Source organism: Pseudonocardia sp. 73-21 (assembly GCF_001899645.1).
Classification (GTDB): Bacteria; Actinomycetota; Actinomycetes; order Mycobacteriales; family Pseudonocardiaceae; genus Pseudonocardia.
The window spans coordinates 22,591-36,873 of record NZ_MKVV01000111.1 but is presented as its reverse complement, the minus strand read 5'-3'; the positions used below and the strand labels follow the sequence as shown (position 1 = coordinate 36,873).

General features: G+C 71.6%; 15 protein-coding genes. 3 read left to right on the top strand and 12 right to left on the bottom strand.

Annotated elements, in window-relative coordinates:
• Positions 1 to 3 precede the first annotated feature (3 nt).
• Positions 4 to 732: a phosphatidylserine decarboxylase gene (locus BGP03_RS34960; protein ID WP_296377566.1), complete on the bottom strand. Its 729-nt coding sequence runs from the start codon at positions 730 to 732 to the stop codon at positions 4 to 6.
• A gap of 422 nt (positions 733 to 1,154) precedes the next feature.
• Entirely contained in the window at positions 1,155 to 2,369 is a 1,215-nt protein-coding gene (glp, locus tag BGP03_RS34955; protein WP_296377567.1) for a gephyrin-like molybdotransferase Glp, read from the bottom strand.
• A gap of 193 nt (positions 2,370 to 2,562) precedes the next feature.
• On the opposite strand from glp, the gene groL reads away from it, so the two are divergent.
• Positions 2,563 to 4,194: a chaperonin GroEL gene (groL, locus tag BGP03_RS34950; protein ID WP_296377568.1), complete on the top strand. Its 1,632-nt coding sequence runs from the start codon at positions 2,563 to 2,565 to the stop codon at positions 4,192 to 4,194.
• 252 nt (positions 4,195 to 4,446) lie between these two features.
• On the opposite strand, the gene BGP03_RS34945 is transcribed toward groL, so the two are convergent.
• The 3 genes from BGP03_RS34945 to BGP03_RS34935 are packed head-to-tail and all read right to left on the bottom strand — an operon-like array spanning position 4,447 to position 6,139.
• Complete coding sequence (locus BGP03_RS34945; protein ID WP_298801048.1) at positions 4,447 to 4,884, bottom strand: type II toxin-antitoxin system VapC family toxin; 438 nt, start codon at positions 4,882 to 4,884, stop codon at positions 4,447 to 4,449.
• Positions 4,881 to 5,150 carry a type II toxin-antitoxin system prevent-host-death family antitoxin gene (locus BGP03_RS34940; RefSeq protein WP_298801049.1) on the bottom strand — a complete coding sequence of 90 codons (270 nt, stop codon included), beginning with the start codon at positions 5,148 to 5,150 and terminating at the stop codon, positions 4,881 to 4,883. The genes BGP03_RS34945 and BGP03_RS34940 overlap by 4 nt, the downstream gene beginning before the upstream one ends.
• A complete protein-coding gene (locus BGP03_RS34935; RefSeq protein ID WP_296377571.1) occupies positions 5,147 to 6,139 on the bottom strand; it encodes a WYL domain-containing protein in 993 nt (330 codons plus the stop codon). Before BGP03_RS34935 ends, BGP03_RS34940 begins: the two co-directional genes overlap by 4 nt.
• A gap of 62 nt (positions 6,140 to 6,201) precedes the next feature.
• Between BGP03_RS34935 and BGP03_RS34930 the strand changes: the two genes are divergently transcribed.
• A complete protein-coding gene (locus BGP03_RS34930) occupies positions 6,202 to 6,780 on the top strand; it encodes a TIGR03086 family metal-binding protein (protein ID WP_298801051.1) in 579 nt (192 codons plus the stop codon).
• 142 nt (positions 6,781 to 6,922) lie between these two features.
• Complete coding sequence (locus BGP03_RS34925) at positions 6,923 to 8,128, top strand: low temperature requirement protein A (RefSeq protein ID WP_296377573.1); 1,206 nt, start codon at positions 6,923 to 6,925, stop codon at positions 8,126 to 8,128.
• Between the two features lie 3 nt (positions 8,129 to 8,131).
• Here BGP03_RS34925 and BGP03_RS34920 read toward each other — a convergent pair whose 3' ends face one another.
• The 7 genes from BGP03_RS34920 to BGP03_RS34890 form a co-directional block, all read right to left on the bottom strand.
• The gene (locus BGP03_RS34920) at positions 8,132 to 8,350 is read right to left on the bottom strand and encodes a PspC domain-containing protein (RefSeq protein ID WP_296377574.1); all 219 of its coding nucleotides are present in this window, start codon (positions 8,348 to 8,350) and stop codon (positions 8,132 to 8,134) included.
• A gap of 304 nt (positions 8,351 to 8,654) precedes the next feature.
• Positions 8,655 to 9,914, bottom strand: coding sequence for an ABC transporter substrate-binding protein (locus BGP03_RS34915; protein WP_299738938.1), 1,260 nt, complete (start codon positions 9,912 to 9,914; stop codon positions 8,655 to 8,657).
• Positions 9,914 to 11,068: a branched-chain amino acid ABC transporter permease gene (locus BGP03_RS34910; protein WP_298801053.1), complete on the bottom strand. Its 1,155-nt coding sequence runs from the start codon at positions 11,066 to 11,068 to the stop codon at positions 9,914 to 9,916. The genes BGP03_RS34915 and BGP03_RS34910 overlap by 1 nt, the downstream gene beginning before the upstream one ends.
• Positions 11,061 to 11,939, bottom strand: coding sequence for a branched-chain amino acid ABC transporter permease (locus tag BGP03_RS34905; RefSeq protein WP_298801054.1), 879 nt, complete (start codon positions 11,937 to 11,939; stop codon positions 11,061 to 11,063). The genes BGP03_RS34910 and BGP03_RS34905 overlap by 8 nt, the downstream gene beginning before the upstream one ends.
• Entirely contained in the window at positions 11,939 to 12,739 is an 801-nt protein-coding gene (locus tag BGP03_RS34900) for an ABC transporter ATP-binding protein (RefSeq protein WP_296377578.1), read from the bottom strand. The genes BGP03_RS34905 and BGP03_RS34900 overlap by 1 nt, the downstream gene beginning before the upstream one ends.
• Positions 12,736 to 13,545, bottom strand: coding sequence for an ABC transporter ATP-binding protein (locus BGP03_RS34895; RefSeq protein ID WP_296377579.1), 810 nt, complete (start codon positions 13,543 to 13,545; stop codon positions 12,736 to 12,738). The genes BGP03_RS34900 and BGP03_RS34895 overlap by 4 nt, the downstream gene beginning before the upstream one ends.
• A gap of 122 nt (positions 13,546 to 13,667) precedes the next feature.
• Complete coding sequence (locus BGP03_RS34890; RefSeq protein ID WP_296377598.1) at positions 13,668 to 14,273, bottom strand: response regulator transcription factor; 606 nt, start codon at positions 14,271 to 14,273, stop codon at positions 13,668 to 13,670.
• Positions 14,274 to 14,283 lie beyond the last annotated feature (10 nt).

Genomic DNA, 14,283 nt, shown 5'->3' with positions numbered 1-14,283 from the left:
GGGTCACACCTCCCCGAGCGAATCCGAGGCGGGGAGTTCGGCCACCGCTGTCTCGCCGCCGATGGTCCGCTGCCCGACCGCGACGGTCACGCGGGAGCCGGGCGGCAGGTAGGTGTCGACGCGCGAGCCGAACCGGATCAGGCCGTAGGTCTCCCCGGCGGCCACCTCGTCGCCCGCCTTCACCTGGCAGACGATGCGGCGCGCGAGCAGCCCGGCGATCTGCACGACCCCGATGCGGGCGCCGTCGGTGGACTCGACGAGCACGGCGTTGCGCTCGTTGTCCTCGCTGGCCTTGTCCAGGTCGGCGGAGAGGAAGACGCCGGGCCGGTAGGCGACGTCGACGACGCGGCCGTCCACCGGCATCCGCTGCACGTGCACGTCGAGGACCGAGAGGAAGACGCTGACCCGCGGGGTGGGCACGCGGGGCAGGTCGAGCTCGGCGGGCGGGAGTACGTCGGACACCGTGGCGACCGTGCCGTCGGCGGCGGCCAGCACCACCCCGTCGAGCGGCGGGCGCACCCGGCGCGGGGCCCGGAAGAACGCCGCGGTGGCCGCGGTGGCCAGCGCCCCGGGGACCGCGCCGCGGCCCGTGACGGCCCGGACGAGCCCGGCGACGGCGGCGACACCGAGCACGAGCGGCCTGCCTCCCGGGTGCATCGGCGGGATGGCCTCCCGGACGAGTCGGGCGACGTGCGGGACCGAGAATCCGGACGGGGCCGGCTGATCGGGCATGTGGGGGCGCTGCTCCTCCGGCGTGGCGGCCCGGGCGACCGCGTGGCGGCGGCTACGGTACGCGAGGGCGACTCACGGGCTCGGCCGGCACCGGGGGCATCGTCACCGTGTGCCACACTGCTAGGCCTCCGCGGAGGCCTGGCAGAACGCAAAGGGCCGGGGCCGCCATCCCCCGAGACGACGACCCCGGCCGTGGAACCGCTCGTCCGCTCCCCAGCGACGGGCGGTGGGCTCTTTGCGACGAGGGGTGGGGCGCCCCTGTCGTAGGAAAGTATCGCTGAGCATCTGCTTGATCGTCCAGATCATCAGGACATATGCCTTCGATCTGCACCGATCGGCGGAACGCTCATCAGTAAGACGCTCCGCGAGTGCCGATTGTTGCACCGGGCGTGTGTGATGTACACCACATTTACTCGGTCGAGTCAGTCGTCGAGCAACCAGACGTCGACAGCGGCCCCGGCGTCGAGCTCCGTCACGTCCTCCGGGACGACGAACAGGCACTCCGCCAGCGCGAGCGACCCGAGCATGTGCGACGCCGACGAGCCCACCTCGCGGACCGATCCCGTCACGGCGTCGAGCACGCCCCGGCGGAACTGCCGCCGCCCGGCCGGTGAGCTCACGCGCTCACCCAGCGTGGCCGTGACGACCGGACGTTCCGGATGGGGGTGCCCCATCGCGGCCCGCAGCGCCGGCCGGACGAAGACCTCGAACGACACCTGCGAGCTGACCGGGTTGCCCGGCAGCGTCACCACCGCGACCCCGTCGAGGTCGACCACCGATCCGGCCCCCTGCGGCCCGCCCGGCTGCATCGCCACCTTGACGAACTCCACCCCGCGCCCCGTGAAGGCGTCCTTCACCACCTCGTAGGCGCCGGCGCTGACCCCTCCGGAGGTCAGGACGAGGTCGACGCCCTCCTTCACCCGGTCCCGCAGGACGCCCAGGAACTCCTCGACGTCGTCGGGGACGAAGCGCAGCAGTTCCGCCACGCCCCCGGCGTCCTCGACGGCGGCGGCCAGCATCGGCCCGTTGCTCTCGTAGATCTGGCCGGGCCGCAGCGGCGTGCCCGGTGCCACGAGCTCGGACCCGGTGGACAGCACCAGCACCACCGGCCGGCGTCGCACGGGCACGGTGGCCGATCCGACGGCCGCGGCGACGCCGATCTGGGCGGCGTGCAGGACGGTGCCCGCGGTGAGCACGACGTCGCCCGCCGTGACGTCCTCACCGACGTGGCGGAGGAACGCGCCCACCTCGGGCTGCGCGGAGATCCGGACCCGGTCCACACCGCCGTCGGTCAGCTCGACCTGCACCACCGCGTCCGCGCCGGGGGGCAGCGGCGCCCCGGTCATGATCCGGTGCGTGGTGCCCGGCTCGAGGACGGGCACGTCGGTGCGCCCGGCGGGGATGTCCGTGGTCACCGGCAGCTCGACGGGGCTGCCCTCCGAGGCGCCCGCCAGCTCGGCGGCCCGCACCGCGTAGCCGTCCATGGCGGAGTTGTCGAACGAGGGCAGCGACACGGCCGCGACGACGTCCACGGCCAGCACGCGGCCACGGGCCTGCGCGAGCGGCACGTCTTCATGGGCGGTGGGGCGGAGCAGGGCCGCCACGACCGAGCGGTGTTCTTCCACGGACCTGGGCATACCCGCATCGTGCCGGATCCCGGCCGCTTGCACTCACCCGCATCGAGTGCTAAAACCGGGGCTGGCACTCGGCACGGTAGAGTGCCAGTTGTCGAGCAGGTGAGACCGGCGCAGGGTTGCCGGTCGTCCGTCGCGGGCACCGCGCTCGGCACAGTGACTTTTTCGGTCATCCCAATCGGAGGACTACACACCCATGGCGAAGATGATCGCTTTCGACGAGGAGGCGCGCCGCGGGCTCGAGCGCGGCATGAACACCCTCGCCGACGCTGTCAAGGTGACGCTCGGCCCGCGCGGCCGCAACGTCGTTCTGGAGAAGAAGTGGGGCGCGCCCACCATCACGAACGATGGTGTGTCGATCGCCAAGGAGATCGAGCTCGAGGACCCGTGGGAGAAGATCGGGGCCGAGCTCGTCAAGGAGGTCGCCAAGAAGACGGACGACGTCGCGGGTGACGGCACCACCACCGCCACCGTGCTCGCCCAGGCGATGGTCCGCGAGGGCCTCCGCAACGTGGCCGCCGGCGCCAACCCGATGGCCCTCAAGCGCGGCATCGAGAAGGCCGTCGAGGCCGTCTCGCAGCAGCTGCTGAAGACCGCCAAGGAGGTCGAGACCAAGGAGCAGATCGCGGCCACGGCCTCCATCTCCGCCGCTGACCCCGTGATCGGCGAGCTCATCGCCGAGGCCATGGACAAGGTCGGCAAGGAAGGCGTCATCACGGTCGAGGAGAGCCAGACCTTCGGTCTCGAGCTCGAGCTCACCGAGGGCATGCGCTTCGACAAGGGCTACATCTCGCCCTACTTCGTCACCGACGCGGAGCGCATGGAGGTCGAGCTCGAGGACCCCTACGTCCTCCTGGTCAGCTCCAAGATCTCGACGGTGAAGGACCTGCTCCCGCTGCTGGAGAAGGTCATGCAGGGCGGCAAGCCGCTCGCGATCATCGCCGAGGACGTCGAGGGCGAGGCCCTGGCCACGCTCGTCGTCAACAAGATCCGTGGCACCTTCAAGTCCGTCGCCGTCAAGGCTCCGGGCTTCGGTGACCGCCGCGAGGCGATGCTGGCCGACATGGCCATCCTCACCGGTGGCGAGGTCATCTCGGAGAAGGTCGGCCTCAAGCTGGAGAACGCCGACCTGTCGCTGCTGGGCCGCGCCCGCAAGGTCGTCGTCACCAAGGACGAGACCACCATCGTCGACGGTGCGGGCGACGCCGACCAGATCGCGGGCCGGGTCTCCCAGATCCGCAACGAGATCGACAAGACCGACTCGGACTACGACCGCGAGAAGCTGCAGGAGCGCCTGGCCAAGCTGGCCGGCGGTGTTGCGGTCATCAAGGCCGGTGCCGCCACCGAGGTCGAGCTCAAGGAGCGCAAGCACCGCATCGAGGACGCCGTTCGCAACGCGAAGGCGGCCGTCGAGGAGGGCATCGTCGCCGGTGGCGGCGTGGCGCTCATCCAGGCCGGTGCGGGCCTGTTCGAGGGTCTCGGTCTCGACGGTGACGAGGCCACCGGTGCGAACATCGTTCGCGTCGCGCTGGAGGCTCCGCTCAAGCAGATCGCCATCAACGCCGGCCTCGAGGGTGGCGTTGTCGCGGAGAAGGTCCGCGGCCTGGCCGCGGGCGAGGGTCTCGACGCCGCAACCGGTGAGTACAAGGACCTGATCAAGGCCGGGATCATCGACCCCGCCAAGGTCACGCGCTCGGCGCTGCAGAACGCAGCCTCGATCGCGGCCCTGTTCCTCACCACCGAGGCCGTCATCGCCGACAAGCCGGAGAAGAACCCGCCGGCCGGCGGGGGCGACCCCACCGGTGGCATGGGCGGCATGGACTTCTGAGTCCAGCCATCTGATCCACAGCACGTCCCGCAGGGGCGGCACCCACTTCGGGTGCCGCCCCTGCGGCGTTCCGGAGAATGACGAGGGTGCCGGCGACGAGGAACGGTTCGTCGACGCGGTGCCTACGAGGCGAGGACCGCCCGCTGGGCGCAGCAGTGGCCGGGCCTCACGATCGAGCCGTGGGCTTCATGATCACCGCGCACTGGTTGCGGTCGTGACCGGAACCAGCGCGCGCCCGACGCTGCGCCGGGTTCAGGGACGGTTGACCGGGACGACCTCGAGCAGACCGTCCAATCCCGCGAAGTCGTCGGGGTTGGTGGTGAACAGCGGCAGGTCGTGGACGATCGCGATCGAGGCGATCATCAGGTCGGCCACCCTCCGGCGCGGGGTGCGGCCCGCGGCGACGACGGCCGCAACCACGCGTCCGTAGGTCCGGGCGGCATCGTCGTCGAACGGGATCGCGTCGAACTCGTGCTCCGCCCGCTGCAGCACGTCGAGCCGGCGGGCCCGCTCGGCCGACTCGTCGTAGCCGTGCTGGCCGTCGGCGGATCGGACCTGATGCGGACCTGCCGACAGCTCGGCCAGGGTGACCGCGCTGATCGCCATCTCGTCCGGCAGCTCGGCCGGATCGATGAGCTTCCGCAGGATGACGATGTTCGTGTCGAGCAACCCCTTGCCGGTACGGCTCACCGGCCATAGGGGTCGTTCGGCTCCTCGTCGAGAGCGGCGGCCTGATCGGCCCGGAAGGCGTCGAGATCCATGGTGGGGGCGCCGCCGGACATCGTGGCGAACTCCTGGCGGGAGACGAACCGTCGTCGGCTCCGCAGCGGGATCAGCTCACCGATGCGACGGCCGTCGCGGGTGACGGTGAAGCCCTGCCCGTTCTCGACCGCATCCATGATCTCTTCGGACCGGTTGCCCAGATCGCGTTGGGTGATCTCCGGCTGTGCGGTCATGTCCGCACGCTACCCGGGGTGTGGCACCCGGTGCTACGCCTGGCGTAGAGGGCTGCCGCCTCCGCCGCGCGGGCGGTGAGCAGGGCGCGCACCGGCTCCGGGGTCAGGACCTCGACGTCGGGGGTCAGGGTCCACAGCACGCCGGCGGCGTGGGCGTCGCCACCGAACTCGGCCTCGACCTCCAGGCGTCCGTCCGGCGACGCCTCCACCCGGACCACCCGCGCCGCCCGCCGCAGGTCGGGGAGGCGGTCGGCGCGCACGCGGAGCCGGACCACCGCCCGCACCACCGAGGCGAGGAAGCGGGCGCGGCGCTCCTCCCACATCCGCTCCAGGTCGACACCGGACGGACGTTGCGCGGGTTCGTCGAGCTCCTCGACGTCGTGCATCCGCTCCAGCAGGTAGCTGCGCTCCGCGCCGTCGCGGGTGGCCAGCAGGTACCAGCGCCCACCTCCGCTGACCAGGCCGACGGGATCGACGGTGCGCCACCGCGGCTCGGCGCCCCTGGCCTCGTAGCGGATCCGCAGCCGGTGACCGGCGAACACCGCACGCCGGACGACCGCCATCCGGCCCTCGTCCACGGACGCGGGGGCGGCGCGGTCGCGGAGCCAGCCGTCGGGGCGGACGAGGATGCGGTCCGCACCGGAGGTGGCGCTGTCGCGCTGGGCGGATGGCAGCGCGGCCACCACCTTGCGCATCGCCGCGGCCAGCGCGGGCGCCATCCCGGCCTCGTTGCCGCGCCCGGCGACCACCAGGGCCAGCGCCTCGTCGTGGGTCAGGCCGGTCAGGTCCGTGGAGAAGCCGTTCAGCAGCGCGAACCCGCCGGACCGGCCGCGCTCGGCGTAGACGGGGATGCCCGCGGTGGACAGGGCGTCGACGTCGCGCAGCACCGTGCGCGTCGAGACCTCGAGCTCGCGGGCCAGCGCGGCCGCCGACATGCGGCCGCGGTGCTGCAGCAGCAGGACGAGGGACAGCAGACGGTCGGCGCGCACCCGTCGAGAATGGCAGAGATACACGACATGAGGTGTCGTGATTGAGGAGCAGGCTCCCTCTCATGACCACGATGCAGATCACCGACCCCCGCCCCCTCTACGACGACGCACTCGCCTGGGTCGCCGGCCTGGTCGACCACACCGACGGATTCGACCGCCCGACCCCCTGCGCCGAGTACGACGTCCGCGAGCTGCTCGGCCACATCGTCGCCACCGTCGACCGCATCCGGGTGGCCGCCGAGGACGGCGACGTGAACGCGCAGCCCACCGTCGTCACGGGCGTGCCCGACGATGGCTGGCCCGCCGCGCTCGCCACGGCGGCGGCGCGCATGCGGGCCGTCTGGTCCGACGACGCCCTGCTCGACCGCCCCACCACCGTGCCGTGGGGCACGCTGCCGGGCCGGGCCACGATCCGGGGCTACCTCAACGAGGCCCTCGTCCACGGCTGGGACCTCGCGGTCGCCACCGGCCAGGATCCCGAGGCCGATCCGGCGCTGGCCGGGGCCGCTCTGGCCGCCGTGCGGCAGTTCCTCCCGGCCGGGATGCGCGGGGGCGAGATCCCGTTCGACACCGTGGTGGAGCCCGCCCCCGACGCGGGCCCCACCGAGCGGCTGGCCAACTGGTCGGGCCACCGGCGCTAGACCACCAGCACCGACCGGCACCCGAGGTACCCCGCACACGCCACGCCCAACCACGCGGCGGTGGGCCCCGCGGTCGCGACGGACATCCGTAGTCCTACGGGACGCACTGGCCCGCGCCGACGACGTACGGCACGATCCCCGCATGGCGACACCCCGACGCGCGCGGGTGGAGGCGGTCGGCGCGAGCGCGTCCGTCACCCCGCTGGAACTGTTCTTCGATCTCGTGTTCGTGTTCGCGCTGACCCAGATCACCGATCTGATGGCCGAGTCCCCCAGCGTCGAGGGGCTCATCCGCGGCGCGCTGGTCCTGACCGTCCTGTGGTGGTGCTGGGTCGGCTACTCGTGGTTGTGCAACGTCGCCAAGGCCGACGAGGGCGTGATCCGGCTGGCGATGTTCTTCGCGATGGGCGTGCTGTTCGTCGCGGCCATCACCATCCCGGAGGCGTTCGACGACGGCCCCGGCGGCCTGTTCGGCCCGGCCGTCTTCGCGTTCTGCTACCTCGGGTTCCGTGTCGTGCACGTCGTGATGTTCCTGATCGTCGCGCGTGAGGACCCGGTGCTGCGCCGTCAGATCTACCGGTTCATCCCGTCGATGGTGATCGGCACCGCACTGCTGCTGCTGGCGTCGCAGACCACCGGCGTCACCCAGACCCTGCTGTGGGTCGCGGCGCTGGTCGGCGACTACGTCGGCACGATCCTGTCGGGCACGAACTGGCGGCTCAACTCCGCGGGCCACTTCGCCGAGCGCCACGGCCTGATCGTGCTGGTGGCACTGGGCGAGTCGATCGTCGCCACCGGTATCGGCATCGCCCAGGTGCCCGTGAGCTGGCCGATCATCGCCGCGGTGCTGCTGGGTCTCGCGATCTCGGGCGCGCTGTGGTGGGCCTACTTCGACGTCACGTCGATGATCACCGAACGGGCACTGGCCGCGGCGGACGGCGTCCGGCAGATCGCGCTGGCCCGCAACGGCTACTCGTTCCTGCACCTGCCGATGGTCATCGGCATCATCATGATGTCGCTGGGGCTGAAGAAGGCCATCGGCTACGTCGCGGGGGTCGACGAGCACACGCTCGCCGACCCGATCTACGGCGTCCCGCTCGCCGCCCTCTACGGCGGGGCCGCGCTCTACCTGCTCGCCCACGTCGGGTTCAAGTACCTGATGACGGGCTCGCTCAACGTCGAGCGGATCGCCGTGGTGGTGCTGCTGCTGGTGCTGATCCCGCTGGTGGCGAACCTGGCGGCGCTCGTGACGCTGGCCGTGCTGGCGGTGGTGCTCATGGCCCTGATCGGCTTCGAGACCTACCGCTACGCCGAGCTGCGCCACGAGATCCGCCACGGCGGGCACTGATCCTCAGCGTTCGGGGGCCAGGATCCAGGCGGAAATGTAGAGCGGGATGCCGATGCCGCCGCCGAGGATCGTCAGCGCCACCAGGCTGATGCGCAGCAGCGCGACGTCGACGTCGAGGGCCTCGGCGAAGCCTCCGCAGACGCCACCGAGCATGCGGTCGGTGCGGCTGCGGTGGATCCGGAAGGAGGGGCGGGTGGTGGGCGTGTCGGTCGTGGTTTCCATGGCTATGAGCCTGCTCCGCTCCCAGCGCCATCGCGTCGGGGTCGGCCCGGACATCCACCCTGGTTCCACCCCGGCCTCGGCTCAGGGCCGCCCACCCCCGCGGCACGACCGCGGTGACGACCCCGAACCACAGCCGGCACCGGGGTCGGACAGCACCAGCAGCGTCTGTACGGGAGCGTGGCCGACCGGGCGGGCCCGCCACGGTGGCGGGTGAAGCCCGCGCGACAGGCCCGGCACGGGCTCTCCCGTCTACAGTGGATCCCCGGTCCGTGGATCACGGTAGACGGAGGAGCCCCGCCCGTGGCTACGTCTGGAAGGGGGCCTTGTAGTCGGCCACCTCGGGTGCGGTGAACAGCGGCGCCACCTCGGTGAGGCCACCCTCGGCCGCCGGGTCCACCTTCGCGATGTAGACGCCTCGGGTGGGGGGCGAGCCGGGCGAGCTGTAGTCCAGCTCGGCCACGAGGCCGTCGGTCTTCACCGAGGTCAGTGACTTGAGCGCGGTCTGCACGCCGGCCCGGCTCAGGTCCTTGTTGTCACATGCCTTGGTCAGCACCGACTGCCACACGAGCCCCTCGACGTACCCGACGTCGACACCCGCGTTCAGCGGCGATCCCGCGTACTTCGCCTTGTACTCGGTGGCCAGCTGGGCCGCCTTCGGCGTCTTCGACGAGAACGGCGGACTCGACGCGGCCACGTAGAGCTTGTCCAGCGACGCGGCGGCCGGGCTCTTGAGCAGCGCCGGGTCGAACGTCGGGTTGTTGCCGATCACCGGCACGTTCAGGCCCAGAGCCTTGTTCGCCGCCAGCGCGGACGCGGTCTGGCCCGGCGTGGTCGTCAGCGCGATGGCCTTGACCCCGGCGCCCTTGAGCCCGGTGACGATGTTGGTCAGGTCGTTGTCCGTCGAGGTGGTCTTGGCCTCCTGGACCTTCAGGTTGTGCTTGGTGGCGTAGTACTGGACGCCGCGGAGCCCGTTGCCGCCGTACTCGCCGTCGATGTAGATGGCGCCGATCGTGTCGCCGTCCTTGATCAGTCCCTGCTGCTGCAGGTAGGCCAGACCGTTGACCTGCTCGAGGTCGTAGGTGGTGCCGATCATCATGATGTTCGGGTTGTTGAGGATCTGGCTCGACCACGACGCCGGCGCGGCCGTCACGTTGTCGTCGATGAGGTTCTGCTTGAGCGCGGCGAGCACCGGGGAGCCGAGCAGCTGCACGATGCCGAGGATCTTCGGCTCCAGCTGCGGGTAGAGCGTCTTGGCCGTGTCGGCCTTGTAGCCGTGGTCGACGATCTCCAGCTTGAGCTGGCGGCCGCAGATCCCGCCCGCGGCGTTGACGTCGTCGGCCCACAGCTGGTTGCCCGCGTTGATGGCCGCACCGAGGTTCTTGAACACGCCGCTGGTGTCACCCATGACGCCGAGCGTGATGGTGGAGTCGGTGACGCCCTTGTCGGTCTTCACGCCGCCGGCGCCGGTGCCACCACCCGCACCGCTGTCGGCTGTGCTGCCACAGGCCGCCAGAACCAGGGTGCTGGCGAGCGCACCGGCCAACACGGATCTCCGGAGGATCATCATCGTTCCTTTCGGGGGGTGAAACGGGAGGTCAGGCGTCTGCCGATGGCCGCGGCGCCACCGGGTTCGAACAGGACGACGAGCACCACGGCGGCGCCGTAGACGAAGGCGCTGAGGATCACGGCCGACAGGCCGCCGAACTGGGCGTCGGCGAACCAGCCGAACTGGTTCGCGCCGAGCAGGAAGAACTGCTGCAGCCCGTAGACCACGATCGCGCCGACCACCGCGCCCGGCACCGAGCCCAGCCCGCCGATGATCACGATGGCGAGGAACGCGATGGCGACCGTCAGCGAGTAGTTGCCGGTGAACTCGTTCTCGTCGGGTTTGACGAGGTCGAGCCACAGCGCGGTCATCACGCCTGCGAGCCCCGCGAACGCCGACGAGATCGTGAACGCACCGGCCTTGACGCGAGCGACGTTCACGCCCATCGCGGTGGCCGCGGCCTCGTTGTCACGCACGGCCCGCCACGACCGGCCGATCCGGCTGTTGATCGCGCCGCGGGCCAGGAAGTAGGCGCCGAGGGCGAAGACGAGGAACAGGTACCAGAGGCGCTGCTGCTTCTGGATCGGCACACCGGCGATGGTCGGCGCGGGCGTGGTGGTGGAGAACGCGAACCCGAACAGCTCGAACGTGGGCGGCGGGCGCCCGCTCGACGTGCCGCCGGTGAACAGCTCCAGCGACTGCCCGAGCCACAACCCGAGAAACACCAGCGACAGCGACGCCACGCCCAGATAGATCCCGCGCAACCGCCCCGCGACCGGGGCGAACGCCAACCCGACGAGCCCGCAGATCACGACGGCGCCGATCACGGCGAGCAGCGGCGGGAAGCCCAGCCCGACGAGACCCGGTGACTCGGCCGGATCTCCGGCCAGCACGGCGTAGCTGACGGCGCCGACCAGCAGGAAGAACGGGTGGGCCAGCGAGAGCTGTCCGGCCTGGCCGACGAGCAGCGTCAGCCCGATACCGCCGACCGTGCCGATGAGGATGTACTGCGCCACCTTGAGGTAGGCCACCTGCGAGCCGGTGAGGATCGGCAGCGCGACGAGGAACAGCACCAGCAGCACGGTGGCGGCGATCTTGATCCAGTTGCGCTTCTTCGGCGCGGCCACCGGCCGGGGCACGGACGGTGGAGCCTCGGTGATCGTGTCAGACACGACTGAGCTCCTTCGTCCCGAACAGCCCGGACGGTCTGATCACCAGCACCAGCAGCATCACCAGGAACACCGCGCTCTTGGAGAACTCGAACGAGATGTACTGGGCCGACAGCGCCTCGGTGAGCCCGACGACGATGCCGCCGACCACCGCGCCCGCCGTCGAGTCCAGCCCGCCGAGGATCGCGGCGGGGAACGCGATGAGCGCGATGGCGTGCGTGCCGCGACCCAGGCCGGCGCCGGAGAAGTCCTGCGTGGCCATGAACAGCACCGCCACGCCGGCCAGCGCACCGGCCACCAGCCACGCCGTGGCCGTCACCCGGGAGCTGCGGATCCCCATCAGGGCCGCGGCCTCCTTGTTCTCCGCCTGCGCGCGCATCGCGACGCCCCAGCTGGAGTACCGGAACGCCAGCAGGAACGCGGTGATGAGCACCGCGCCGACGACGAGCGCGATCGCCTGCGTGCGGAAGATCGTGATGCCGGCGACCTGGAGCGGCTGGGCGTCGTAGGGGTCACCGATGAACGGGATCGCGGCGCCGACGCGGCGCACGATCTCCTCGGTGATGATCACGTCGAGCCCGATGGTGAGCAGCGCCAGGCTGTTGGGGTCGGCACGGCGGGCGTTGGCCAGGAATACGCGCTCCACCAGCAGCGCCACCAGCGCGGCGCCGATGATGCCCAGCAGCGCCGCGGGCACCCAGCCCAGCGTGTCCTTGAGCGCGAACACGACGTAGCCGCCCACGAGCACCAGCGAGCCGTGCGCGAAGTTGACCACCTCGGTGGCCTTGAAGATGATCACGAACCCCAGGGCGAGCAGCGCGTAGACCGCGCCCTTGCCCAGACCGTTGACCAGCAGTTGGACGAACGTGCCCATCAGTTCTCCTCCTCGGCACCCACGCCGAGATACGCCGAGATCACCGCGGGGTCGGACTGCACCTCGGACGGCACCCCGTCGGCGATCAGCCGTCCGAAGTCCAGGACGGTGACCCGGTCGGCGATGCCCATGACGAGCCCCATGTCGTGCTCCACGAGCAGCACCGAGATGCCCAGCGCGTCGCGCAGTTCGCTGATCGTCACGGCCATCTCGGCGGTCTCGGTGCCGTCGAGCCCGGCCGCGGGCTCGTCGAGCAGCAGCAGGATCGGCTCGCACGCGAGCGCCCTCGCGATGTCGACGCGCTTCGCGACGCCGTAGGGCAGCGCGCTGACGGGGCTGTCGAGCCGGTCGGCGACGCCGAGGAAGTCGCAGATCTCCTCGACGCGGGCCAGGTGCTTCCGCTCGGTCTTCGACCCGAGCCGCAGGCCGCCGGAGAGGAAGCCGCCGCGGGTCAGCGAGTGCCGGCCGAGCATGACGTTGTCGCGCACGGTCGAGCCGGGCGACAGCGCGATGTTCTGGAACGACCGCCCGACACCCAGCGCCGCCAGCCGGTGCGGGCGCAGGTCCGTCAGAACCTGCTCGCCGAGGCGGACCCGGCCCTCGGTGGGCCGGTACAGGCCGCTGATCACGTTGAAGCAGCTGGACTTGCCGGCGCCGTTGGGACCGATGAGCGCGTGCACCGTGCCGGGGGCGACGGTGAACGAGACGCCGTCGAGTGCGGTGATGCCGCCGAAGCGCAGGGTGACGTCGTCGACGACGAGGTCGACGACGCCCTCGCGCAGCGTGGGAGCGCTCGTCATCCGACCCACCTCGACAGCGTCCGGCGGCCCCGGTGGGTCCGCGCCTCGGCCTCCTCGGCGTCGGCCTGGGCCTGCGACTCGGCGTGCCCACCCAGGTAGAGCCGCTGCACGTCCTCGCTGGCCGCGAGCTCGGCCGCCGGACCGGACAGGGCGATGCGGCCGACCTCGAGCACGGCGGCGTGGTCGGCCACCTGCAGGGCCATCGTGGCGTTCTGCTCGACGAGTACCACCGAGGTGCCCTGGGCGTGGATCTCCCGGATGATCCGGGCGATGCGCCCGACCATCTGCGGCGCGAGGCCGAGCGACGGTTCGTCGAGCAGCAGCAGCCGGGGGCCCGACATCAGCGCGCGACCGATCGCGAGCATCTGCTGCTCACCGCCGGAGAGCAGCCCGGCTCGCTGCGAGGCGCGCTCGGTGAGCACGGGGAACAGCTCGCCGACCCGCCTGCGCGCGGCCGTGCGCGCCGCCGCCGACGCGGCGCCGAGCCCACCCGCGCGCAGGTTGTCCTCGACGGTCATCCGGGCGAACACCTGCCGGCCCTCGGGCACGGCCACCACGCCCCGGCGGACGACCACGGCCGGGTCGAGCCGGTCGATGCGGTCACCGTCGAAGGAGATCTCACCCTCGGTGATGGCCCCCCGGTACAGGCCCAGCGTGCCCGACACCGCACGGAGCAGCGTGGACTTGCCCGCCCCGTTGCCACCGAGCACGGCGAGCACCCCGTCGCCGGGCACCTCGACGTCCACCCCCTCGAGCGCGCCGACCGAACGGCCGTACCGGACCGACAGTCCTCGGACACTCAGCACCAAGATGCGTCCTTTCGCCGGGTGCGGCCCTGCGTCGGGCCGACCGGCGCACATCGTGTTGCCGATCACAGGGGACAAACACCCCCAGGTGGAGAGGGGCAGGCGAAGTAGATGACTGTCCGTTACAGGAGGCCGGCCTCGGCGGCCTTCCCGATGGCTTCCACCCGGTTGCGCGCGCCCAGCTTGTGGAGCGCCGACTGCAGGTAGGTCTTCACCGTGTTGCGCGCGAGGCCCGTGGTCTCCGCGATCTCGGGGTTGGTGCGGCCCTGCGCCGCAAGCCGCAGGACCTCGTACTCGCGGCGGGTCAGCCCGCTGCGGGCCAGGGCCGCGCTACGCCCGACGTCGCCGGGCACCATCCGGGGATCGGACACCCGCTCGCCCCGCAGCACCCGGCGCAGCGCGGACACGAGATCGGTGGCCGCGGCGTCCTTCAGCAGGGCGCCGTGCGCGCCGGCGTCGAGGGCTGCCTGCACACCGTGGTGGTCGCCGTGCGCGGTGAACACGACGATGCGCGCGGCGGGCACCGACTCCCGCAGCCCGACCACGACCTCCGGGGCGAGCATGTCGGGCAGCCGCAGGTCGAGCAGCACGAGGTCCGGCCCGAGCCCGGGGGCGCGCTCCAGCGCCGACCGGCCGCTCTCCGCGGACCCCACCACCACCAGCGACGGCTCACCGCGCAGCAGCAGGGCGACGCCGTCGCGCACCACCGGGTGGTCGTCGACGACCATCACCCGCGAC